The sequence below is a fragment of the Sorangium sp. So ce375 genome (assembly GCF_051473855.1).
Classification (GTDB): Bacteria; Myxococcota_A; Polyangia; order Polyangiales; family Polyangiaceae; genus Sorangium.
On the sequence record NZ_CP150335.1, the window covers coordinates 8,012,899 to 8,037,347 of the forward strand.

At 70.2% G+C, this 24,449-nt stretch carries 17 protein-coding genes; 7 read left to right on the plus strand and 10 right to left on the minus strand.

The window, feature by feature from the left end; translation table 11 throughout:
* Window positions 1–35 precede the first annotated feature (35 nt).
* Complete coding sequence (locus tag WME90_RS29525) at window positions 36–1,067, minus strand: hypothetical protein (protein WP_437275359.1); 1,032 nt, start codon at window positions 1,065–1,067, stop codon at window positions 36–38.
* Between the two features lie 11 nt (window positions 1,068–1,078).
* On the minus strand, window positions 1,079–1,630 hold the full coding sequence (locus WME90_RS29530) for a hypothetical protein (protein ID WP_437275360.1): 552 nt from the start codon (window positions 1,628–1,630) through the stop codon (window positions 1,079–1,081).
* A 1,267-nt stretch (window positions 1,631–2,897) separates the two neighbouring features.
* Between WME90_RS29530 and WME90_RS29535 the strand changes: the two genes are divergently transcribed.
* Window positions 2,898–3,653, plus strand: coding sequence for a hypothetical protein (locus tag WME90_RS29535; RefSeq protein WP_437275361.1), 756 nt, complete (start codon window positions 2,898–2,900; stop codon window positions 3,651–3,653).
* Window positions 3,654–3,823: 170 nt separating this feature from the next.
* Here WME90_RS29535 and WME90_RS29540 read toward each other — a convergent pair whose 3' ends face one another.
* The gene (locus tag WME90_RS29540) at window positions 3,824–4,936 is read right to left on the minus strand and encodes a hypothetical protein (protein WP_437275362.1); all 1,113 of its coding nucleotides are present in this window, start codon (window positions 4,934–4,936) and stop codon (window positions 3,824–3,826) included.
* Between the two features lie 362 nt (window positions 4,937–5,298).
* A complete protein-coding gene (locus tag WME90_RS29545; protein WP_437275363.1) occupies window positions 5,299–5,781 on the minus strand; it encodes a hypothetical protein in 483 nt (160 codons plus the stop codon).
* Between WME90_RS29545 and WME90_RS29550 the strand changes: the two genes are divergently transcribed.
* The 5 genes from WME90_RS29550 to WME90_RS29570 all read left to right on the plus strand — a co-directional run bounded on the left by WME90_RS29550 (window position 5,780) and on the right by WME90_RS29570 (window position 10,951).
* On the plus strand, window positions 5,780–6,322 hold the full coding sequence (locus WME90_RS29550; protein ID WP_437275364.1) for a hypothetical protein: 543 nt from the start codon (window positions 5,780–5,782) through the stop codon (window positions 6,320–6,322). The genes WME90_RS29545 and WME90_RS29550 overlap by 2 nt on opposite strands.
* Before the next feature lie 282 nt (window positions 6,323–6,604).
* Complete coding sequence (locus WME90_RS29555) at window positions 6,605–6,826, plus strand: hypothetical protein (protein WP_437275365.1); 222 nt, start codon at window positions 6,605–6,607, stop codon at window positions 6,824–6,826.
* Window positions 6,827–6,833: 7 nt separating this feature from the next.
* Window positions 6,834–8,390: a phospholipase D-like domain-containing protein gene (locus WME90_RS29560; protein WP_437275366.1), complete on the plus strand. Its 1,557-nt coding sequence runs from the start codon at window positions 6,834–6,836 to the stop codon at window positions 8,388–8,390.
* Between the two features lie 190 nt (window positions 8,391–8,580).
* A complete protein-coding gene (gene lysA, locus WME90_RS29565) occupies window positions 8,581–9,888 on the plus strand; it encodes a diaminopimelate decarboxylase (protein WP_437275367.1) in 1,308 nt (435 codons plus the stop codon).
* A gap of 226 nt (window positions 9,889–10,114) precedes the next feature.
* Window positions 10,115–10,951: a hypothetical protein gene (locus tag WME90_RS29570; RefSeq protein WP_437275368.1), complete on the plus strand. Its 837-nt coding sequence runs from the start codon at window positions 10,115–10,117 to the stop codon at window positions 10,949–10,951.
* A 131-nt stretch (window positions 10,952–11,082) separates the two neighbouring features.
* Here WME90_RS29570 and WME90_RS29575 read toward each other — a convergent pair whose 3' ends face one another.
* The 6 genes from WME90_RS29575 to WME90_RS29600 all read right to left on the minus strand — a co-directional run bounded on the left by WME90_RS29575 (window position 11,083) and on the right by WME90_RS29600 (window position 22,493).
* Complete coding sequence (locus WME90_RS29575) at window positions 11,083–12,441, minus strand: LLM class flavin-dependent oxidoreductase (RefSeq protein WP_437275369.1); 1,359 nt, start codon at window positions 12,439–12,441, stop codon at window positions 11,083–11,085.
* A gap of 295 nt (window positions 12,442–12,736) precedes the next feature.
* Window positions 12,737–15,484: a beta-propeller fold lactonase family protein gene (locus WME90_RS29580; RefSeq protein ID WP_437275370.1), complete on the minus strand. Its 2,748-nt coding sequence runs from the start codon at window positions 15,482–15,484 to the stop codon at window positions 12,737–12,739.
* Between the two features lie 272 nt (window positions 15,485–15,756).
* Entirely contained in the window at window positions 15,757–17,328 is a 1,572-nt protein-coding gene (locus WME90_RS29585; protein WP_437275371.1) for a response regulator, read from the minus strand.
* A gap of 88 nt (window positions 17,329–17,416) precedes the next feature.
* Window positions 17,417–20,284 (minus strand): ATP-binding protein, encoded by a 2,868-nt coding sequence (locus tag WME90_RS29590; protein ID WP_437275372.1) that lies wholly within the window; start codon window positions 20,282–20,284, stop codon window positions 17,417–17,419.
* Window positions 20,285–20,505: 221 nt separating this feature from the next.
* Window positions 20,506–21,558 carry an ABC transporter permease gene (locus tag WME90_RS29595; protein ID WP_437275373.1) on the minus strand — a complete coding sequence of 351 codons (1,053 nt, stop codon included), beginning with the start codon at window positions 21,556–21,558 and terminating at the stop codon, window positions 20,506–20,508.
* On the minus strand, window positions 21,558–22,493 hold the full coding sequence (locus WME90_RS29600) for an ATP-binding cassette domain-containing protein (RefSeq protein ID WP_437275374.1): 936 nt from the start codon (window positions 22,491–22,493) through the stop codon (window positions 21,558–21,560). The genes WME90_RS29595 and WME90_RS29600 overlap by 1 nt, the downstream gene beginning before the upstream one ends.
* A gap of 333 nt (window positions 22,494–22,826) precedes the next feature.
* On the opposite strand from WME90_RS29600, the gene WME90_RS29605 reads away from it, so the two are divergent.
* Window positions 22,827–24,449: a protein kinase domain-containing protein gene (locus tag WME90_RS29605; RefSeq protein ID WP_437275375.1), complete on the plus strand. Its 1,623-nt coding sequence runs from the start codon at window positions 22,827–22,829 to the stop codon at window positions 24,447–24,449.

Sequence of the window (24,449 nt, forward strand, 5' to 3'; positions counted from 1 at the left end):
GTGATCTCGGGGAACTCGCGCTGGGGGTCGCGACTTCATCCGCGCGTGCCTGGGGCCAGCCGAACGCCGTGGTGGCGAGCTGGCCCGTGCAGCTCCTGCGGGGCAGACGTCGCGCCCTCGCCGCGAGGCGCGTCCGTCTCGGAGAGCATCGATTCGGGAGGATTTGCCCGCACCGCGAACGCAGAGATGGTCAGCACAGCCATGATGGCCCCGAAGACGCTGAGCCCCATGAAGACCGCTATGCCGACGTGGAGCGCCACCGTGGCCGCTACCCAGAGCCGCCGGGTGCGCCGCGGCCAGATCATGAGAGGGTAGCCGCACTCGATGAACAGCACCGTCCAGCCCGCGACCACCGCGAGCCATGGATAGCGGGCCAGCCAGGTGAAGTCGTACTGGCGGTAATCCGGCAGGTTGAGCGTTCGCCAGATGGCATCGCCGTTCCACCACTGCTCGCCCAGCGCCTTTCCCAGCCCGCCCGTGAGGTAGACGATGCAGAGGTGTATCTGCACCACGCGCAGGGCGAGCCGCGCCGAGCTCGTGGGCCCGACGGGCGCGCGGCCGAGCCGTCGATCGAGCGACAGCGCCGCTCCCGCCGGCATCCACATGAGGTAGAACAGGAAGATGTTGGCGAACTGGTCTACACCGTAGTTCGTGCTGTCCGCCGTCATCATCAGCATCAGGTGGGAGAACCAGGCGCCTGCCGCGGCCACCCTCGTGTGCCATCCCGCGAGCAGCGCGGCGAGGGCGAGCACATACGAGGCGCCCACGGCGACGATGATGGGCCCCTCTCCGATCCCGAGCGTGGCGAGGCGGTCTATCAGCCAGCCGAGCCGGACGAAGCCCGGCCCTCCATGCGCGTCGAGGAGCGGGGTCTGGAGGATCCCCGATCGTCCGTAAAGCTCGAACAGCGCGGGCGCGACCATCCCCGCCTGGACGAGGAGAACGGAGGCGAGCCCGATCCGGAGCACGGCGAGCGGCGCTGCAGACGCAGGAGCGAAGGCGAAGCGCTCGACGGCCGCCCACGCTCGCGCGACCCCGCGCTCGATGGCAGCCCGGGGAGCGGGCATCGACCGCGCGGTCACGGCGCCCTCCCGTCGCTTTGCTGCGCGCGCGTGAGCTTCGCGTGATGCACGAATTTCGCTCGATAGTTCATCTTCCATCCCGCGGCCTTCCCGTCGCGGTATTCCGCCATCGAGGGGAGCTCGAACGTATCGAGTCGGACGACGACGCTGCCGGCGTCTGGATGCCTGGCGAGCACCTTGCCCGCCCAGGAAGCCACGAGCGAGCGCCTCACCATCTGATCCTCCTCCAACGAGAACATCCCGATGATGTTCCTGACCCGGATATCCGCTTCATGGCTCACCCCCGTCTCCAGGACATCGGTGGCGTTGTCCCCGTTCGCGCCGTTCACCTGAAAGCTCGCGGAGAGGTTCGTCCCGACCCCAGGGGCGAAGAATGAGTACCCGCTGTCGGCTCCTGAGAGCAGGCCATAATACTGCAGCGCTCGGCGCGCCCAGCCGCCGTCTCCGGCGTCAACCTGCAGGGCGCCCAGGCAGACCACCACGAGGTGGGCCGCCGCCGCGGCGAGCAGAAGGATGGCGCGCCCTCGGCCCATGGTTGTTCCCTTCATGAAGCTCACCCCCATGTGCCGACGACGCCGGCACCTCGCCCGACCGGATGACCCTCCTTGCCAGCACGGCGCCGCTGGGGCCGAGCCTCCGCTCGGCCTGCCAGCGGCGCCGTGAACCGTCAGGGCATCAGCGCTGACCAGCCGTCAGGCTCACGACCGGAGTCGGGAGCCCTGTCCGCGAAACGTCGGACCTGAAACCCCAATGGCCGTGGTGACCGCCGTGCCCGTGGTGACCGCCGTGCCCGTGGTGGCCGCCACCGTACCCGTGGTGGCCGCCACCGTACCCGTGGTGGCCGCCACCGTACCCGTGGTGGCCGCCACCGTACCCGTGGTGGCCGCCGTACCCGTGGCCGTGATAATCGCTGGACGAGCTGTCGCTCGCGTCCGCCGAGCTCGGTGCGCTCGTCTCCTCGACGAGCGTAAGGTCCTGAATCGGTGTCGTGCTGGCCGCACGAGCGAGCGGAGCCGCAGTAACGATCGCGGTGGACACCAGAGCGCCGATCAACCTGAACTGTGTCATCTTCGATTCCTGTCCTTCTACCTACCCGAACATGCTGACTGGTGCGTGCCGGGTGATGCACGGTGACCTTGCACACCGCGCGCCGAGCGAGACTTCAAGCACGAGTCGCCAGAAATCCCGGCTGCGCGAGGGGAAAACCGGCAACACACGGCGAGACGGCTGGGCTCGAGCGATGGATCCGGCGCCGCGCCGTCGACAGGCCGCTGCTCGGACACGCAACGACTTGCTCGAATGCGCAACGGGGGCTGACGCTGCTGAGCCCACCGGACGGGTAGGTATCGACGCGGCCGCCACGGCGCGACGCGCCGCCGCGGCCGCGCGACCGACGGCCTCGCTACCGGACCGAGCCCGGGCCGCGTTCGAGGCGCATCCCCCAGCGCTGACCGATGGGCATCGCCGTGCGTCAGGCGAGAAAGCACCACGAGAAGGTCTCGTCGTTCGCCTCTGGGCCGAAGCTCCCCGCCGTGCCTCTCGGCGAAGCTGCGCGCGGCCGGGAATGTCCCGCTCGCGCGTCGAGGAGGTGACGGGCTCGTCAAGCCCCTCGCCTTCGGGCTCGCCGAGGCCCATGGCCCGGCCCTGGCCAGCGCGGCGAGCACAGCACGGGCTCTCGGATCAGGTTCCTTCCGGCCATCCTCGCAGGTATGGTTCGGTCGAGCGCCAGGCTGCCCTCGTCGCAGACCGCTCGGCACGACGACCGCGCAGGCGGGCTTCGGGCTCGGCCAGATCACCCGCTACGGAGCTTCTGAGATGAGAGAGTACGCAGCAGTCCGGACGACAGAGCTTCTCGCGACGGTGACGGCCGCAGCGCTCGCCCTCGTGTGCGGGAGCGCGGCGTGCAACGCCATCTCGGGGGTCGACGCGCTCGACTTCTCGGGCACTGCCGACACGACGGGCGTCGGCGCGGCAGGCGGCGGTGGTGGCACGGCAGGTGGTGGCGCGGGCAGCGGCGGCATGGGCGGCGCCGGCGGCGCCGACGGCACGGGCGGCGCTGGCACGGGCGGCACCGGCGGCGCTGGCACGGGCGGCACCGGCGGCGCTGGCACGGGCGGTACCGGCGGTACCGGCGTCGACATCTCTTACGATATCTCCTGTGGGAACGGCAACGTGGCTGTCGGCGTCCACGGTCGGAGCGGCGGCTCGGTCGATCAAATCGGCCTGATCTGCGCGCCGCTCGCCAGCGACGGCACCCTGGGCACCGCATTCCAGACCGTGACCGCCGGCGGCAACGGCGGATCGCCGGGCAGCGTGATCTGCCCTGCGAGCCAGGTCCTTGTCGGGATCAACATCTGGGTCGACTCCCTGGTTTACCGGGTCGAGCTGCTGTGCCAGACGATCGAAGAGTGGAAGGCGAGCGACAGCAACATCAATGTCGGCCCTGGCATCGGCAACATGCACAGCACAGGCTTCGCGGTAAAGTGCTCGAAGGGGAGCGCCATCGGCCAGATCACCGGCGACGCCGACGAGCTCGTGCGCTCCGTGAATCCACGTTGTCGCGCGCTGTGACGGGCCGCTCTCATTCCTGAGCCGCGGCACGCCGTTCGATCGGCCCGAGGGCAAGGACGGTCGACCGCGCCGACGCTCGGCTTTCGCCATCACCGCCCGGCCATCGCCGCGGGTGTGGCCCCTCGCCGCTCTCGCCGGCGCCGACGCTCCTCGACGCGGGGCGGCCCGCGCTACGCGGCCACGCCGAGGGTGCCGATCTCCTCGAACTCGCGGATCATCCGAGCGATCCCGGCCTCGTCGACCCTGAGGCCGAGGGCCGCCGCGGCGTGGGCAAGGAGCTTCCTTTCCCGCAGCGACGCGACCTTGTCCATGGCCGCCGCGACCTCGAGCGCGCGCAGCAGCGGGGCGCGCGCGCCCTCCGGCACGGCGCGGAGGCGCTCGATCCAGGCGATGTCGTCGGCGAGCCGCTCGTTCAGGCCAGCGCGCGCCGAGGCCGGCAGCTGACCCAGCACGAGCGCGAGCAGCGCGGTCTCCTCCGGCGTGAGGCGGCCGTCGGCGGTGAAGATGAACCAGAGCCCGTCGAACAGCCGATCGAGGTGCGGGCGCAGCGCCTCGTCGCAGAGCGGCCCGCTGAACGCGCGCCGGTAACGCAGGTATCGGCGCGCGGTGTCCCCGAGGCGCCGGGTGACCACCCAGCTCGTGATCGACGACGAGGCGACCGAGAGCACGGGCACCAGGTTGCGCGCCACGCTCTCGCCGGCGAGCCGCGCCGCGAGCTGCTTGGCCACACCCGAGCCGCGCGCGCGCGCCGAGCGCGCGAGCGTGGCCGCAGGATCGTCCGTGTCCTGGGGGTGCTCCACGACGCCGAACGTGAGGGCGAGCAGCCCCCACACGTCGGCGGGCTCGTCCGGATCGAAGCGGAGCCCGAAGAGATCGGCGAGCTCGCAGAGCATCCGCACGTGGAGGAGCAGCCGGAGCACCGTCTCGCCGCCGAGCGCGAGCGCGGCGGCAGGGATCGCGACGAGCCCGCCGAGCCCGTCCGTCTGCGCCGTGGCCACGGCCGCGCCGGTCGAGAGCGCGCCGGTCGCGCCGCCCGCGAGCGCCGAGCGGACGCAGGCGCGCCGGATGACCGCGCACGCGTCGGTCGGCTCCGTCACGCCGGTCGACGCCGAGATGCTCGCGGGGCGAGGCCGCTGGTTGTAGCGGCGCACCGCGTGGGACAAGAGCTCCTCGAGCCACGTGTCGACCGGATGCACGCGCACGCCCGCTTCACGAGCCGCCTCGGTCAGCAGGAGCCCCTCGGCCCCCGCTGCGTCACCAGGATGCGCAGCCTCGTCGCTCATGGCTCATGGCGGGTTCAAGATGCATTCCGCGGCCGGCGGGCGACGAGGCCGAGCCCGCGCGCAGCCCTGCCGAGATCGGCCACCGTGGGTGGCAAGGCGCAGGCGCGATGGGCGCCAGCCCGCCGGGCGCCGCGCCGTCCGCGCTCACCGCTCCACGCAAAAGTTTACGGCCCTTCTGGACCCGGAAGAACGCCCCCCGAAACGCGGCGAATTCTGCTATAGCTGTGCGCCGCGCCGAGCGCTCGTTGGCGCCTCAGCGCAGCAGCGGTTTCTTAGAATCACCGGCAAACGTGCCGCGCTGCGGCAGCGCAGCTCCGGCAGCGGGCCTATCACCCTTCGGGCATCGACATGACTTCTTCTCTTCATCGCGAAATCGCACGCTTCACTTGGGTTGGGATCTCCTGTCTGGCCCTGTCCGCCGCGGCGGCGGGCTGCTCCGACGGCGCGAACGACTCCTCGGAGACGGGAGGCGCGGGCGGCAGCGGCGCGGGGACCGGCGGCGGCGCGAGCGTGAGCTCGGGCGCGGGCAACCCCGTCGCCGGCAGCAGCGGCAACGGCAGCAGCAGCACCACGGGCACCAGCGGCGGCGGCACCACCACCAGCGGCGGCGGCAGCACCACCACCAGCGGCGGCGGCAGCGACGCCAGCAGCACCAGCAACGGCAGCAGCAGCACCACGGGCACCGGGACGCCCGAGACGACCGCCGCGGCGAGCACCGGCAGCGGGGCGCCGACCGGCGGGTGCCCGGCGAGCGCGACGTTCTGCTCCGACTTCGAGGACGATGGGCTCCCCGACGGCGCGACGTACCGCCCCGCGTACCAGGCGGCAGATGCGCTGAAGAACATGGCGATCGACTCCTCGATCGTCCACGCAGGCACGCGCGCGCTGCGCGTGAACCCCGGAATGAGCGGCTACGACTGGAGGATGCTCTCCGTCCCGGCGCCCGGGCCGGCGTTCTGGGTCCGCCTCTACGTGCGCAGCAGCGTCGACCTCGGCCAGTCCGATCACAACGCCTACTTCCAGGCCATGACGGGCGACGGCGAGCCGAACATCGGCGACAACATGGAGGTCGCCGAGCAATACTGCCAGCTCGTGCTGAACATGCGCGACGACGTCGCCCTGTCCGTGGGCGGCGAGGCCCGGTGCGGGAGCAACGGTGTGAAGCTCCCCAAGGACCAGTGGCACTGCATGGAGGCCTACTTCGACGGCACCAAGGGCGACGTCCAGGTCTACGCCAACGGCACCAAGATCATCGACAAGACCAACTGGAAGAAGCTCGCCTACAAGACGTTCAGCTTCGGCTACCTCGGCTTCCACGGCCCGGCGCGGACGATGTGGTATGACGACGTGGCGGTCGCGCCGGAGCGGATCGGCTGCGCCCCCTGACACGGCCGAGCGCCGGCGCGCCGAGGGCGCCGGCGCGATGACCCGACGGCCGTCGCGTGCACGGCGCGGCGCCTTTTGGGCTCTCCCCTGAACATGAACACGGACCCCACTCCGGGCACGGCCCGCCGGCGGCGCGAACCGGAACGGCCTCGGGCACGCTTGCCCCCTCGCTCCGCCGGCGCCATAGCCGAGGTGGCCAGCGCCCCGCGGACACGCCAGCGCGAGCCATGGTTGACGATGGGATGACGACGCGACCGCGTTCCCGGCACGAAGGGTGATGTGATGCCGTACATGGCTTTCAGGAATTTCCCCGACAATACGCCGATCCCGGATGACTGCTATAGCTGCGACGGCGCGCCGGACTGGGCAGCGTTGCTGGAGTGGATATGCCCCGATCTCTCGCGCAACGATGCGGAGCGGCTCGCCGCGATCGGCGAAGCGAGCGGGAGCCAGCCCGACGTGGCGGGCCTGAAGCGGCTCGTCGACGAGCACCTCAGGACGTAGGGGCGCGATGAGGGAAGCACGGACGATCATCGACCCTCGGCGCCACACGTGGTGCGACACCCCGGTGGACGACGTCGGCCTGCTGGTCGACGCCGACGAGTATTACCCCGAGTTCTACGGGGTCGCGTCCAGGGCGCGGCGGTACCTGCTCCTCGCCGGCTGGCAGTTCGACAGCGACGTCGCCCTGCTCCGGGGCGGGAGGGAGGAGCAGGTGTCGAGCCCGATCACGCTGCTCAAGTTCCTGAACCACCTCTGCGAGCGGAGCCCCGATCTCCAGATCTTCATCCTCGCGTGGGATTTCCACCTCGTGTTCGCGCTCGAGCGCGAGTGGCTCCAGCAGCTCGTCTTCGAGTGGACGAACCATCGTCTCCACTTCCTCTTCGACTCCACCCACGTCGAGCGCGCCTCGCACCACCAGAAGTTCGTGGTGGTGGACGGTGAGCTCTCGTTCCTCGGCGGCCTCGATCTCTGCGACCACCGCTGGGACGACCGCAGCCACGCGGCCAAGAACCCGCTCCGCGTCAGCCGAGGAGAGCCGCACAAGCCGTTTCACGACGTGCAGGCCTACCTTCGAGGCCGCGCGGTCGCCCGAGCGCTGACCGAGATCTTCACGGATCGCTGGCGGCGCGCGGGCGGCGTGGACATCACGCTGCCCGACGTCGACGGCGCCGAGCCGACGTTCCCCGACTACCGGCCCGAGGGCGGCATCCCCCTCGCGACGGCGCGCGTCACGCTGAGCCGCACCGATCCGCACGGCGCGCCCACCGGCGTCCCGCAGTGCACGGAGATACGCGACCTCTACCTCGATGCCATCGACGCCGCCGACCGCTTCATCTACATCGAGACGCAGTATTTCAGCTCTCATGTCATCGCCGAGGGGCTCGCGCGGCGGATGCGCGCCGAGGGCCGGCCGCTCCTCGACGTGGTGCTCCTGCTCAACATGGAGGCCGAGACGATGAAGGAGCAGATCGCGGTCGGCCTCTCCCAGGCCAAGGTGCTCGGCGGGCTGCGCGACGTCGCCGCCGAGACGGGCCATCGCCTCGGCGTCTATTACACCCTGCCGGCGTGCGGTGAGGACGAGACCGCCGAGCGCGCCACGTACATCCACTCGAAGGTGATGATCGTCGACGACCGCTTCCTCACCGTCGGCTCCGCCAACCTGACGAACCGCAGCCTCTCGATCGACACGGAGATCAACGCCTCGGTCGAGACCGACGATCCCGACGACGCGCTCGGCCGCTCGATCCGCGCGGCGCGCGCGTCGCTCATCGGCGAGCACCTGGGGGACGCCGACTTCGACCGGGTGGACGATCTCGTCGCGTGCCTCGACCGGCTGGCGAGCCCCGCGACCGGGCCGCGCACGCCGGGGAGCTCGTGCCGGCTGAGGCTCCACCCCTCGCCCACGGTGGACGAGCGCGCCCTGCTCGCGGTGATCGATCCGCAACAGCTGCCGTTCGACCCCGCCGCGGTCGAGGACATCGACCAGCGCCAGGGCTCGCTCTTCGTGGGCGGGCTCGGCGCCCTCTGGCGGCACCTCTTCGCGAGCCGGAGCGCCGAGAAGTAGCCGCGCGCGAGCGCGCCGGGCGAGCGCCTGCGAGGCGCGGGCGCGGGCAAGGGTACCGGCGGCCTTCCTGGACCCGAGGCAGGGCGCGCCCCTTCCGGCCGCCGGGGGCGCATGGTAGGCTGTCCCGCGAAATTGCGAACGGTTTCTTCAGGTTGTCTCTCACAGTGGAAGCGTTGACGCGACGAGGAGTATGCAAGAGGCAGAGATCAAGATCGGGGGCATTTCGGTCCGCGACCTCGCGGAGCAATACGGAACACCGCTCTATGCCTACGATGCCGAGCGCATCCGGGAGAACTTCCGTCGACTCACGCGGGCGCTGCGGGGCAATTACCCGGAGGTGTCCGTCTTCTATGCCATCAAGGCGTGCAACAACCTGGAGATAGCGAAGCTCCTGGTCGACGAGGGCTCGGGCGTGGACGCCGCGAGCCCGAACGAGATCCGCCTGGCGCAGGCGCTCGGGCTGTCGGGCGAGCGGATCATCTACACGGGCAACAGCCTCTCGGACGAGGACCTGGCCGTGGGGCTGCGCGCCGGCGTGATCTTCAACGTGGATGATCACGGCATCTTGAAGCGCCTGTTCTCGCTCGGGAAGCCGCGCTGCATGTCGTTCCGGATCAACCCGAGCGGCGAGGACATCGCGACGCCCGATCTGAAGCCGTTCGCGGGGCCGTCCGCGAAGTTCGGGATCCACCCGCGCTACGTGGAGGAGGCGTACCGCACCGCGCTCGAGAACGGGGTCGAGCGGCTCGGGGTGCACATGATGCCTCACTCGCAGGCGCACAAGCCGGAGAACTTCGCGCACGTCACGGGCAAGCTGCTCGACCTCATCGGCCCGGTCGCCCGGAAGCTCGGCTTCGACCTCGCGTTCATGGACATCGGCGGCGGGCTCGGCATCCCCTACCGGAGGGAGCAGCCGGCGCTCGACGTGGAGGCCGTCGCCCGCGGGATCGCCGCGGTGGTCCGGCAGAAGTGCGCGGAGCACGGCCTGAAGGCGCCGCGCCTCGTCATGGAGCCGGGGCGCTACTTCGTCGGGGACGCGGGCTGCGTGATCGGGCGGGTGATCTCGATCAAGCAGGGATACAAGACGATCATCGGCACGGACATCTCGATGAACACGATGGCGCGCCCGGTGATGTACGGCGCTTACCACGAGGTTCGGATCAACGGCCGCGGCGGCCAGACGGCCCCGATGGCGATGACGGGCCAGGTCTGTGAGAACACGGATATGTGGATCACGGAGCGCGAGTTCCCCGCCGACGTCGCGGCGGGGGATGTGGTCGTCCTGATGGACGCCGGCGCGTATGGCCACGTGATGAGCTACGACTACAACGGTCGGCTGCGGCCGGCCGAGGTGCTCGTCGACGGCGGGAAGAGCCGGCTGATCCGGCGGCGCGACACGTTCGAGGACATGGTCTCGCGGATGTGCCTGTCCGACGACATCAAGGAGCGCCTGCGCGCCTCCTCGGCGGAGCCGGCGGGCGGGAGCGGCTGCGGCTGAGGCGATTGCACGCCCTCGGCGCCGGCAGATCGACGAAAACTGGTCCACGCCGATCGAGCGCCGGAACATGGGTCGGGACGGCGCCCGTCGTCCCGACCCGATGATCCCCAAGAACGCTCGTCCCTCCGGCATTCCCAGGCCGCCTCCACACCCGGCCACGGTCGCGCAGCCCAAGCGGCCCGTGCCCGGGATCGCCCCACGACCCCCGCACGCGGCGATGGTCGCGTTGCGCCGAGCCGCGCCGGCCGGAGCGGCCGCGCTGCCGCCGCACCCGGCCAAGCGCGCGGCGACGAGGCCCGGTCCGGCCGGAGGGCGCTCGCTCCAGCGAATGGAGCAGCCGAGCCGCCCGCTCCACGAGCTGCTCTGGGAGGTGCTCGCCAACGACGAGCTCTCCAGCGACGAAAAGCCGCGCCTCGTCTCGGCGTACAAGGAAGGCGGGGAGAGCGCGTTCTGGAGCGAGTACAGCTCGATCTTGAGCGGTCGGACGTACCATTACGAGAAGAAGGTGGTCAACGAGGGGAGGAAGGAACCGATCATCAACCACTCCAGCTCGGACGCGGTCAAGCTGTCCAACGACGTCCTCAAGCTGGCGAAGGTGGAGACGCAGGGCGGGAACCCGAAATGGGTGGTCGGTTGGCTCTCCGATACGATAGGCGAGCGCGGAATCAAGGTCGGAGAGAACAAAGAGTTTTCCTCCAAGTTCTCGCTCATCGGGGACGACGCCGAGATCGTGGTCTCTCAGGAAGATGGCGAGGTGGGCGTCCTCTCGTCGGCGCTCGCCATCCTACGGCAAAAGCCGCCGCCGGTCGTCCAGCTCATCATCCTGGGCCCCTATGGCCCGTGCGACGGGTGCAAGAGGCGGATCCTGCGCTTCGTCCAGCTGGTCCTCGAGATCGGGGAGGTCCAGCACGTGATCGTCCATTACCTGTACGGGCAGGTGCTGGAGAAGTACCGGGGCGACGAGAAGATCAAATCGCAGACCACCTACGGCAGCGAGACCGATGTGGTGATCGAGTACAAGGGGGCCCGGTTCCGTATCCACACCTGGGTGGGAAAGAAGTGAGCGCCCCCGCGTATTCCTGAACCGGGTTGTGCAGGGGCTCCGAGCGGCCTGCACAGGCAGCCAGGCGTCCTGCTTCTCCGCCGAACCCAGCGGCGGAGAGGCGGAGCCGCGGATCACCGAGAGCGGCGCCCTCAGGCCGCCGACGCCCGAGGCTTCGCCCCGGTTGCGTGGCGGTTCTCCGGCCGCGCCAGCCCGAGGTTCTCTCGCAGCGTGCGGCCCTCGTACTCCGTTCGGAACAACCCCCTCCGCCGCAGCTCCGGGATCACCAGCTCGATGAAGTCGTCCAGCCCGCCCGGGAGCCACGGCGGCATCACGTTGAACCCGTCGGCGCCGCCCTGCGTGAACCACGCCTCCAGCTGATCCGCGATCTGCTCGACCGAGCCCACGATCGTCCAGTGCCCGCGCGCTCCAGCCACCCAAAGGTAGAGCTCCCGGATGGTGAAGTTGCGCTTGCGGGCGATGTCGAACATCAGCGCTTGCCGGCTCTTGTTGTTGTTTGTCTCGGGCAGCTCGGGCAGCGGCCCGTCCACCGGATAGGCCGACAGATCGATCCCGCCCGACAGGCCCGAGAGCAGCGACAGGCCGACCTCCGGCAAGATGAGGTCCTGCAGCTCCTGGTACTTCGCCTTGGCCTCCGACTCCGTCCTGGCGACGACGGGGAACACCCCGGGCATGATCTTCAGCTGATCGGGGTGGCGCCCGTACTTGGCCATCCGGCCTTTGACGTCCACGTAAAAGGCCTGCGCGTCTTCCAGCGTCTGCTGCGCGGTGAAGATCACCTCGGCGGTCTCCGCCGCGAGCTCCCTGCCCGCCTCCGACGATCCCGCCTGCACGATCACCGGGTGCCCCTGGGGCGGGCGCGGGATGTTGAGCGGCCCTCGAACCGAGAAGAACTTCCCCTTGTGATCGAGCGTGTGCAGCTTTGCCGGGTCGTAGTAAGCCCCTGACGCCTTGTCGCGGAGGAAGGCGTCGTCTTCCCAGCTGTCCCAGAGGCCGGTGACCACGTCGACGAACTCGCGCGCCCGGACGTAACGCTGCGCATGGTCGGGGTGGGCGTCGAGCCCGAAGTTCCCCGCCGCCTCGCCCCCGCCGGTCGTGACCACGTTCCACCCGGCCCGCCCCTGGCTTATATGGTCCAGCGAGGCAAACTTGCGGGCCAGCAGATAAGGCTCCTCGTACGTGGTGGACGCCGTGGCGATGAAGCCGATGCGCTCGGTGACGACCGCGAGCGCGGAGAACAAGGTGACCGGCTCGAAGCTGGCCCCGTAGGCGGTGCGGCCCTGCGCTCCGGGCCGGCTCTGCAAGGCGAGCCCGTCCGCCAGGAACACGGCGTCGAACTTGGCCCGCTCCGCCGCCTGCGCGACGCGCTTGTAATGAGAGAAGTTGATGCCTCCGTCCGCCTGCGCCTGCGGGTGCCGCCAGGCTGCCACGTGGTGTCCTGCGCCAGGCAAAAAGGCGCCCAAACGGATCTTCCGCGGAGTGTCGCTCATGGGGTGTCCTCGGTCTCGGTCCTTCGCGATCGCGCGCGCGGCCACGTGGCCGCACGCGATCGCCTTTCCCAGAGCGCAAGCGCCGTGCCCGACGCCGGAGCCGCGGGCGCAGCGGCGGAGATCGAAGCGCCGCCCCTCCCCTGCCACCGCGGCGTGCTGCGAGGGCAGCAACGGATCACCAGCGCTGCGGAAACGTTGCTGTCAGGGAAACACCCGTCCGCGGCAGCTCACGGGTCGATGGGAAGGCCCCCGCTGCCCGCGGCGCGCGGGTGAGCGCGCGAACCCGATCTTCCGCTCAGCGCGGCGGCCGCGGTCCGTGATGTCCCCGTCGCGGAACGCTCCCCGGGTCGGCCGGGTCGCTGCCGGCGTCCCGCTCGTCGCCGTCGCGGAAGCCGTCGCCGTCGCGGTCGACGCCGATGCGCTCGCCCGATCCGGGCGGCACGCAGGTATACGTCAGCTCGCCGCCGCCTCTCGTGGCCAGCCAGCGGAGCTCGCCGTCCGAACGCCGCGACGCCCGCTCGCGGTCGGCGTCGAAACGGCCATCGCCGGTGTACAGAAAGCCCAGCTCGTCCCCGTGGGACCAGCCCTTGACCACGAGATCGCAGTCGCCGGCGTCGGCGCGCGCCATGAGCAGATCGACGCGCGGGCCGGCCACCGCCGCGTTCGACGCCGTGAGCGTGATCTGCTGGCCCACGATGGGCTTCAGGTTCGACTCCAGCGCCAGCATGTACTCCGCCACCTGGCGCTTCTGGAGCTCGCCCTCGGGGCTGATGGGGAATCCGCCGGGGTTCTCCTCCGTCTGGACGAAGTCGGAGAACGCGTTGAAGCGGACGAGCGTATCGACGGCGCCGTCGTGGAGGAAGCCAAAGCCGCGGACCTGGTCGCCCATGTGCTCGTTGGAGCCGCCGAACGGGAACACGAACGACTCGGCCATGCCGAACATCCCGACCTTCTGGTACTGATTGCGCAGGTGCGGGACCTTGAAGAGCTGGGTCTCGTTGGCGTTGGCCGATCCGCCGTCGCTGCCGAAGAAGCCCGGCGCGAAGTCGTCGGGGTTGGCGTCGGGATCGACGACGTGACACCCGATGCACGAGGCGCCGAGGATGCTCGACACGGGTCCCCCGAAGAAGTCGCGCCCCGCGCTCTGATCGGGCGTGAGCGAGTCGTCGAGCGCGCGGATGGGGTTGGGTGGATACGTGACCTGGAGGATGAAGTCCGTGAAATCGTCCATCTCCTCCTCCGGGATCGTCTCGTCCCGCCCGAGCAGATCGACGAACGCTACGCTGAACTTCTTGAACGCCGCCCGCTCGTCGAACACCCCGCTGTCCGGCTGGGACGTGGCCGCGTCGTGGCCGCCCGTGCGGTCGCCGCGCCAGTGCATCGGCCCGTGATTCGCCATGCCGCGCAGGCTCTGGGTCGTCATCGGCCCCTTCATCGGATGCAAGCTCGTATTTTGGCCGAAGAGATCGGTGCAGAACGGTCCCGGGTTCTCCACCGCGGAGCCGTCCGGGTTTCCGAGGTCCCACGCGAGGCTGTCGAAGTCGCCGAAGATATGGCAGCTCGCGCAGGACGAGTCGCCGTGGCTCGAGCTCCGCGCCGCGTCATAAAGGACGCGGCGCCCCCGGACGACGCTCGGTGGCTCCGGGTTGTGCATCGGCACGTGCGCGACCTCACGGCGGGTCCGGGTATCGATGACGGAGATCGCGTTATCGAAGCGCGCGAGCACGTAGAGCCGCTGCCTGTCTTCATCGAGGACGAGGCCGGTCGGCCCGCCTCCAGGAACGCGGATATGGCTCGCCGCGCTGGGCACGAACGTGTCGTTCTCGAGCTTCGCGGTGTCGAAGACGCCGATCTTGTCCGAGCCGAGCGCCGCGACATACAGGGTCGCGCCGTTGCGCGTCACGGCCATCTGCGTCGGTTGCGCCAGGCTCTTCTTGCTCTCGTCGTTCGGCACCGGCGCGCAGCAGCTGCTGTAATCGATGTGCTTGTTGAGGTGCCTCGGGGCGACGCCGCCCGGACCGAGGACGGTGATCCTGCTCTCGTGCAGGTGGCCGCGCACGCTGTGGCCAGCGAAGATGCCCGGCCCCTCGAAGCGCTCCTCGTTCCGGGCGTCGGTGTTGGACACATAGACCTTCCCGTTGACCGGGTTCACGACCATGTTGAACAGGACGGTCCCCACGCCCGTGAAGAAGCCGCCTGGCCCGTCCACCTGGCGCGGCGGATTGGCGAGCGCGTCGATGACGAAGACGTCCTTGTCCGGCAGCGAGAGGCGCACCGCGTCGTCCCATGGGCGGCCCAGCTCATCGACCCAGTGGGCCCCGTCGAACTTTAGGATGAGCCCGACCTCCGGCCGGGGGACTCCCTCGAAGTTTGTGTCGGGTCCGGGCAGTCCGCCCGCGTCCTCCCCGCCGTCCGGCACCAGGCTCTCGTCGATGGTGGTCGTGCGGTTCCCCGAGTGGAAGGCGGCGGCGTAGACCCGGCTGCCGTCCGGCGTCACCGCGAGCGCGCGCGGCGTGTCGCTGAAGAGCGTCACGATGGAGAGCGGCGTGCCGCCGAGCGACGTCCCGAGCCGCCTCGCATCGAACACCCAGACGTCCGCGCGCCCCACGCCGGGCGTCAAGAGCTGCGGATCGAAGGGCGCGTTCTGCCCGCGGTGGGCCGTGGTGATGAAGGCCCGCGAGCGCTGCGGCCCGGCGAATACGATGTCGCGCGGCTCATCGCCCACGAGCAGCGTGCGGACGACGTGCGCCCTTTCGGGGTCTCGGACGTCGACGACGCTCACGCTATCGGACAGGTGGTTCACCACCCAGACTTCGTCGTCGCCCCGGGCAGCCACGGCGATCGGCTCGAGCCCCACGGGCACCGACGCCTTGAGCTGCAAACGATTGGCTTCGACGCGGAAGATCTCCAGCCGGTTGTCGGGCGTGTTCACCGCGAAGAGCAGCTTGCCGTTCGACGACAGGGCCAGGGGGCGAACCTGGCCCGATTCGAAGGTCGTGAACGGCGTGGCGGCCGCCGCGGGGAGAGCGGCGGCGAGGAACATGGCCGTAGCACCTGCGCTCACAGCCAGAAAGCGGCGCGGACAGCATGATGGCAGCATGCTTTCAAGCTATGTAAAACAAAGACGATTAACAACACAAAAGCGCTCGAGCGGTCGCGTCCTTATGGCCATATCGCATGGCCAGTTCGCCGGCGGTGTTCTGGCTAACTCGTCTCACAGCGTGGCTGTCATGATATCGATTTTCCGTGTGCCGCCGAATGCCACCGTGTGCCGCCTCACCCGCGCGATCCCGCAGGCGCGCTGGCGTGACGGCGTCAGCGGACCTGCCGCAGCGCGTAGTCGATGCCGCTCCGGAGCGTCCCCCTGGTGACCACGGTGCTGAGATCGATCTCGAGCGAGACGAGCGTTTGCGCCAGCTCGGGGCGCAGGCCGGTGATCACCGTCGTCGCGCCGAGCAGCCGAAGCGCTGCCGCCGTGCGCATCAGCGTCCGCGCGACCGCGGTGTCGATGAGCATCACGCCCGTGACGTCGATGATCACGACGTCCGTCCGGTTCGCCTGCACGCAGTTCAGCGCCGCTTCGAGCGCCTGCTGCGCGCGGCTGGCGTCGATCGTCCCGATCAGCGGCATGACCATGATCCGCTCGGTGATCGGAATGAGCGGCGTGGAGAGCTCCGCCAGCCGCTCTTTCTGCGCCCGGATGATCTCCTCCTGCAGCGCCGCGCGCGCCAGCTCCGCGCGCTCGCGCTCGGTGAGCTCCAGCGTCAGCCGCTCGTTCGTCCTGCGGAGCTCCTCGGTCTGGCGCGCGACCTCGGTCTCCAGCTGCTCGTTCGACCTGCGGAGGGCGGCGTAGAGGAGAGCGACCTTCACGGCCACGGCCGCCTGGGACGCGAGGAGCCTCAGCGTCTCCAGCTGCGTCGGCGTGTAGGGGTGACGGACCGCCTCACGCTCGACGTACAAGACGCCTGTCAGCTCGCCCTGGTGCATCATCGCCATGCACAGGATCGACCTCGGCCCGCTCGCGCCGAGGTAGCGGTCCCCGGCGAGGCCCGGTTCGCCGCGTGTATCCTGGATGAAGACGGACTCCTTGGTCCTGGCGACCCCCTGGACGACCGTCACGGCGAGCTGCGCGTCCGCCTCGACGGGCGTCGCGAGCCCCAGCCGGACCGCGTCCGGGCGATCCCTCGTGATCGAAGCCTCCACGAACAGCCCGCCCTCGCGCGCGAGGACGAGGACGCACCTCTCGGCGCCGGCTTGCTCGAGCGTGATCCGCAGCAGCCGATCGAGCACCCTGTCGAGGACGACCTCGCCGGCGACCGTCTGCGCTGCGCGGATGACCGTCGCCATCTGGGCTTGAGCCTGCGTGAGCTCCTCCAGGGCCCGCTCGAGCTCGCCCGTCCGCGCCGCCACGCGCCGCTCCAGCTCGTGCGTGAGCTCCTGCAGCGCCGCCTCGGCGGCGACGCGCTCGTCGACCTGCGCCGCGAGGCTCTTCATCAGCTGCCTGAGCTTCGTTTGCACCCGGACGCGCGCGAGCAGCTCCTCGCTCTGGAACGGCTTGAGGAGGAAGTCCACGGCGCCGAGGTTCAGCCCCTTCACCTTGTCCGAGTTCATCTCCGTGCTCGCCGTCATGAAGATGACAGGGATGTCGCTCGTGACGGGATCCGTCTTGAGCCGCCGGCAGGTCTCGAAGCCGTCGATCCCTTCCATCTTCACGTCCAGCAAGATGAGATCCGGCGCCACGTCCTTCGCGAGCTGGATGGCTCGCAGGCCGTTCGTCGCGGCCGCGATCTCGAACCCCCAGCCCGAGAGATTGTCGGAGAGCAGCCTCAGGTTGCGTGGCTCATCGTCGACGATCAGGACCGTCCCCGTGTCACTCACATTCGTCACACTGCGCTCTCCCGCGGACATACTCACCCTTCGCGTCAGCGACGCTGCATGAGAACGACGACCCTCACGACCAATCCCACACCGACGCTCATGGGGCGCTGCCGCCGATACGCCCGCCGACGAACTCCTCTATCGACTCCAGCCGGAAGTCCTTGGAGAGCTCGCGCAGGTGCTTGGCGAAAGGCGCGAGCCGCGGATCGCCCTGCTCGAGCTTGTCCGCGTATTTCTCGATGTGGTTGACGAGCCCCTTGCGCGCGAGCTCGCGCAGGGCCTTGAGGTGCTCGTCCGGGGGCAGGACGACCTCGGAGACGCCGGTCACACCCGAGCTGGGGCTCGGCTCCGTCTCCCCGCCGGCGCCGTCCTGCCGCTCGTAGATCCACTCCAGCTTGAGGTGTCGCTGCAGCTTCTCGAGCAGCTCATCCATCTGCAGCGGCTTGGCCAGGAAATCGTCCGCGCCTGCTTCCAGGCTCTTGTCCTGGTCGGTGATGAACGCGCTGGCGGAGGACGCGATGATGACCGTCCCTGCGAGCGCCGGCACCTTTCGTATGCGGCGCATCATCTCCCAGCCGTCGACCACGGGCATCGCGAGATCGGTGATGATCAGATCGAACCTCTCGCTCGCCGTCCTGTCGAGGCCCTCCTGGCCGTCGCTCGCCTCCACCATCTCGAACCCGAGGGTCGCCAGCATGCTGACGACCACGGCGCGGTTCTCCGGCTTGTCGTCCACGACGAGGAGCCTCCGTCGCGCGCCCTTGTAGCCGACGATCTGCCCCTGCTCCGTGCGCCTCGCGGTGTCGGTCCAGTTGGGCGCCTCGGCGAGCCTCAGGTCCATCCAGAAGACGCTGCCTTTCCCGAGCTCGCTCCTGACCTGGATGGAGCTGCCCATCAGCGTGACGATGCGCTGGCTGATCGCCAGACCGAGCCCGGTGCCCTCGCGGTGACGGCTCTTGTCTCCGACCTGCTTGAAGGGCAGGAATATCTGGTCCAGGTGCTCGGCGCTGATGCCGGTCCCCGTGTCCTCGATCTCGAAGCGTATCCTGTGCGTCTTGGCTCGCGATTCGGGGCTCGCGCCGTCCTCCGGGAGCTCCTTGCGCGCGCCTTGCGGCCCTTCCGTCACCTCCACGACCGTGAAGGTGACGCTGCCGTTCTCGGTGAACTTGATGGCGTTGCCTAGCAAATTGAGCAGGATCTGACGCAGGCGCCTCTGGTCGGCGCGGACCCCCGCGGGCAGCGTGGGGCCGGGCTTGAACACGAAGGCGATCCCCTTCTGCTCCGCGCGGATCCGGCAGATCTCGGCCGTCGCGTGCAAGAACGAAGGGAAATAGAAATCGTTGGGGTGAATCTCCATCGTCCGCGACTCGATCTTCGCCAGATCGAGGACGTCGTTGATGAGGGTCAACAGGTGAGAGCCGGACTCGGCGATGACCTCGACGCCGCGCAGGTCCTGCTCGCCCAGGCTCTTGGAGCGCTTCAGGATCTGGGCGTACCCGAGGATGCCGTTGAGCGGTGTCCGCAGCTCGTGGCTCATGTTGGCGAGGAAGTCGCTCTTCGCCCTGTTGGCCGCGTCCGCGGCGACCGTGGCCTCCTTGAGCTCGGCGGTGCGCTGCTCGACGCGCTGCTCGAGCTCCTCGTTCGTCTTCGCCAGGGCGGCGAACGTCTCACGGAGCTGCTGGGCCATGCCGTTCAGCGCGTCGCCGATGTGCACGAACTCCCGGGTGCCTGACGCCTCGAAGCGCTGATCGAGGTCACCGCCCCGGATCCGCTCGGCCGCGGCGACGAGCTGCCGCACGGACGGCAAGGTCACGCGCATGATCACGAGCACGGGCAGCGCCACGAGCGCCAGGATCGAGAACGCCGCGATCAGCCAGTAGTCCCAGTACAGCCCCTTCACGGACGAGAGCAGCGCCGCGCGAGGAACGTCGGTGAGCAGATACCAGTCCGGCGCCGCGATGCGCGCCGCCACGATCACGCGCTGATCCGTGCGGCCGACCACGCGCGCCGCCATGGCGTCGTCGCGCTTCGCCGCCTCGAACGCGCGCTTGAGATCGTCGTCGCCGATGGAGTCGACGGTCAGCGTCCCTTTGCTCCCGTGGATCTTGTCCTGGTGCACGCTCGATACGAGCACCGTCCCATCGCCCCTCACGAGGGCGTGCTCCGTGCCCGGATACAGCGAGAGCTCCCGGAAGCTGTCCATCACCGTGTTGACCGTGACATCGTGCCCGGCGCTGCCCGCGAACACCCCGTTGCGGAAGAACGGCACCACGACGCTCACCATCCACTCGCGTGCCCCTGGGTCGTAGCTCGTCGGCGTCCAGCGCGGCTTTCCTTCAGGGTTGTTCGCCGGGAGGACGAGCGTCGTCCACTCCGAGTTGACGAAATCCACGGTCGTGTCGACCTGATCGATGTAGCTCGTGTAGCTCGGCCAGTACATCACGAGCCCGTTCCGCCTGGGGATGAGCCAGGTGTTGATGGGCTCACCGGGCGCCCCCGCCGAGTACAGCTCAGTCGTGCGCTTCAGCTGAAGGAGAAAGACCTTCTCCTGGTCGTCGAGCGGGTACCCCGCGGGCAGCCAGACGATGGCGTCTCGCTTGGGCTCGAAGCCCGCCTTGCGCGACACCATGCCGCCGTCGGGTGACGGCCCGACGATGGCGTCGAACTTCTGCGGGGTCTCTCCCTCGACTTCATGCAACGACGAGGTGAGCACGCGGCCGTACCGCGCGACGCTCGCCTCCGCCTGGATCAGGCGGTCGTTCATGCGGCGGGTCCACTCGTCATGCGTCCGCGCGAGGACGCCCAGCTCGTTCTTCAGGATCGCGCCCTCGATGGCCCACGCCGCGATCCACAGCCCCGGACCCACGAACACGAGCAGCGCGACGGCCAGCGGCCCCGCGACCCAGAAGGACAGACTCGGCGCCGTGCGAGGGCGCCCGCCGCGCCGCTCCCCCCGTTCAGTCATACGGTCATCGTACACGAGTGCGGGACCGCGCCGCTTTGTAAACACAATGTCCCGAACAGAAATAGACGACACGGTCGGAGCTCACGTGCCTCACGGGGACTGCGCCGCCACCACGACGCAGGTTGACTGATATGCACGCTGAACGAGGGGTCGAGTGGCGCACAGAGTGCGCCGGTTCGCTCGCGCACCGTGGCCCGGCGGCGCTGGCCGCGGCGCGGGGGCTACTGCCAGCGGAAGAGCTTGAGCGCGAGCGCGAAGGAGACGGCGCCCCACGCCACGAGCACCGCGAGCTCGGGCGCGAGCGCGGCGAGCGGCGCCCCCTCGAGCATCACCCCGCGGAGCGCGTCGTTCAGCGCGGTCAGGGGCAAGGCCTGGACGAACGGCTGGATCGCGTCGGGGAAGCGCTCCGTCGAGAAGAAGACGCCGGAGCAGATCCACATGGGGAGCGTCGAGAAGTTTGTCAGGCCCGAGATGCCCTCGAGGGTCCGCGGCCGCGCCGCGATGAGCAGGCCGAGCCCGACGAACGACATCGCGCCCAGCACGAGGACCAGCGCGAGCGCGGCGAGCGAGCCGGCGATCGGCACGCCGAGCGCGAGGACCGCGAACAGGAGCAAGGCCACGACCTCGAGCGCCAGGAACACGAGCCGCGCCACGAGGTGCGCCGCGAGGAGCTGCCACCGCCGCATGGGCGACGCGACGAACAGCTTCAGGAGCTTGCCCATGCGCTGCTGCACGATCGAGAAGCCGATCGCCCAGATCCCGGTCGCCATCACGTTCATGCCGAGCAGCCCGGGCACCAGGAAATCGATGTAGCGCGAGCCCTTCTCGGTCACCTCGAGCGCGGCCGGGCGGAAGGCGTCGGCGCGCCCCGCCGCGCGCTGGAGCGCCTGATCCACCTCGAGCCGGGCGAGGCGGCTCTCCGGCCGCGCCGGATCGAACCAGTACGTGGGCGGGTCGGTGGCGAGCACGACGAGCGCGACCTTGCCGGTCCGGAGGTCCTGCTGCGCCTGCGCCCGCGGGACCACCCGCGGGAGGACCTGCCCCGACGCCTCGAGCGCCGCGCGCCGAGGCTCGGCCCCGGCGCCCTCCTCGACGCTCACCCGCACGGGCTCCGCGGGCTGCTCCCTGAACGCGACGGACAGCGCCGACGAGAGCAGGATCGGGAACACGAACATCCAGAAGAGCGCCTCGGGCTCGCGCAGGAACTCCACAACCCGCGCCCGGATGAGCTGCGCGAGCGGCGAGGCGCGCAGGGACCTGAGCCACCGCGCCATCACGCCGCCTCCTCGCCCGCGAGCCGCCGCCCGGCGAGCGCCATGAACACGTCCTCCAGGCTCGCGTGGTGCGTCGCGAGCCGCCTCGGCGCGGCGCCGCGCTCCGCGCAGAGCGCGAGCAGCGGCGGGAGCACGCGCGCCACGTCGCGCACCGTCAGCCGGAGCGTCCCCTGCGCGGAGCGCGCGGCCTCCACCCCGGGCAGCCCCCGGAGCTCCTCCTCGGCGATCTCACCGTCCACCTCGACCTCCACGACGTGCTCGGCGCCCAGCGAGGCGACGAGCGCCGCCGGCGTACCGAGCGAGAGCAGCCGCCCGCGGTCGACGATCCCCACGCGATCGCAGAGGCGCGCGGCCTCTTCCATGTAGTGCGTGGTCAGGAGGATCGTGCGGCCGCGCGCCTTCAGGTCCTCGACGATGTCCCAGATCTCGCGGCGCGACGCCGGATCGAGCCCGGTGCTCGGCTCGTCGAGGAACAGCACCTCGGGATCGCCCGCGAGCGCGCAGGCGAGCGACAGCCGCTGCTTCTGCCCGCCGGACAGCGCGCGCACGAACGCGCCCGATTTCTCCTGCAAGGACACGAGGCGGAGCGCCTGCTCCGGATCGAGCCCGCGCGGGTAGAAGCTGCGGAACAGCGCGATCACCTCGCCGACCCGGAGCTTTTCCGGGAAGCGCGTCTCCTGGAGCTGGATGCCGAGCCGCGCGCGCAGCGCGATGCCGTCCCCCACCCAGCGCTCGCCCAGCACCTCGACCTCGCCCGCGTCGGGGCGGCTCAGCCCCTCGAGGATCTCCACCGTGGTCGTCTTGCCCGCGCCGTTCGGGCCGAGCAGGCCGAAACACTCGCCGCGCCGCACCTCGAGGTCGAGCCCGTTCACGGCCACGACGTCCCCGTAACGCTTGACCAGACCGCGACAGACCAGGGCGGGAGAGGCAGACACGGCACGTCTGTATCGCAGGGGACGGCGGAAAGGAACCGGCACACTTCAATCCATCGCGGCCTTCGGCGCGGCTACGCGTGCAGGGCGGAGGGGCGCTCTCGGATCGCCCTCAGCAGACGGAGCGCACCTCCACGCGCCCACAGGAGCGCCGGAAAATTCGACAGACGACGCGACGTATCGCCTCTCCCGAGAATCGAATCTCACCAGAGACCTGCGGCGAGCGCGTCGAGCGCGGCCCTGCAAGGAACCATCCGGTCCGAGATCGTGGCTGGCCGGTCTGCAATCTCAGAGCGACGGAGTGGGGGGCGCGTGGTGAGCGATGAAGAGGGAGTGGTGCCCGTGCACTGCGGCGAGGTCATCGCAGACCGCTACCGGGTCGAGCGGCTTCTCGGTATCGGCGGGATGGGGGCCGTCGTCGCGGCACGGCACTTGTCACTGGGCGAGCTCGTGGCCGTCAAATTCATGCGGCCGGAGCACTGTGGAAACGCGGCGCTGCTGAGGCGGTTCCAGCGCGAGGCGCGCGGGATGTTCCGGCTGAAGACGGAGCACGTGCCGCGGGTCTACGACCTGGGCGCGCTCGCGCCGAGGCCGGGGATCGCGCTCCCGGTGCCGTACATCGTGATGGAGCACCTCTCGGGCAACGATCTCCGGTCGATCGTGGAGCGCCGCGGGCGGCTGCCGGTCGATGAGGCCGCCGAGTACGTCCGTCAGGCGTGCGTCGGCCTGGCGGAGGCGCACGCGCTCGGGATGGTGCACCGGGACCTCAAGCCCGCGAACCTGTTCCTGACGTACCGGACCGACGGCACGCCGCTCGTCAAGGTGCTCGACTTCGGCGTCGCGAAGTTCACGTGCGCGAAGCCGGAGCACGACGGCCTCGAGATGACGACGGCGCGGTCGGTGATGGGTTCCCGCCGCTACATGGCGCCGGAGCAGATGCTGACGCCCAAGGACATCGATCTGCGCGCGGATCTGTGGGCGCTCGGGGTCGTGCTCTACCAGCTCGTGAGCGGCACGCTGCCGTTCGGCGCGGAGACGCTGGAGCAGTTCGTGCTGGTCGTGTCGGAGCAGGCGCCCCGTCCGCTCCGGAACGTGTGCGCCGATCTGCCCGAGGGGTTCGAGGAGATCGTGATGCGCTGCCTCGAGAAGGATCGGACGCGCCGTCTGGCCTCGGCGCGCGAGCTCGCCGCCGCGCTCGCGCCGTTCGCGCTGCGTGGAGCGCCCGACGCGACGCTGCCCACGGGGGTGCACCGGAGCCAGCCGACGTTCACCTGGCCGGACCAGGGGCCGCCCACGACCGCCTCCCGGCTGCCCATGGCGGCCGCGCGACCGCCCACGACCGCCTCCCGGCCGCCCACGACCGCCTCCGGGCAGCCCGAGACGAGGCGCGAGGGCCGCCGCCCCAGGCGGGCATGGCTGGCGGCCACGGCCGGCGCCGTCTCCGCGAGCGCCACGCTGGCCGCGATCGTCCTGTGGCCCGGATGGCCGCGGGCCGTGGGATCGACCTGGGCCGACGGCGCTGTCGCGCAGCACCGCGCGGGGGTGCCGCAGGGGCTCGCCGCAGAGCCGAACGGAAACGCCGTGGCAACCGGGTCGTTCCAGGGGCCCGGCGATACGGCCGACGGCGCGCTGCACGGCGGCGCTGCCAGCGCGTGCGGCGCGCCGCAGGCCGGCGCCAGAGGTGCGCACGCGGCCGAGTGCATCGGGGCCGGAGCCGTCCTGCCCACGAAGGACGCGCCGCCCGCGCGGACGAATGCGGCGAGGACGCAGCGCGTACCGGCGCGCGGGGTGCACGCGTCTGGGCCCTCGCCGGCGCCCGCCGTCGGCGCTGTCGGTCGGGCGGCGGCCGCGCCGGCGCCCGGCCAGGGTGCTGCGGTCGGCGCGCCGCCCCTCGTGGCAGCTCCCGGCAGCGGCGCTGACGTCGTGACGCCGGCGAGCGCGCCGGACAGCCCGTGGTGA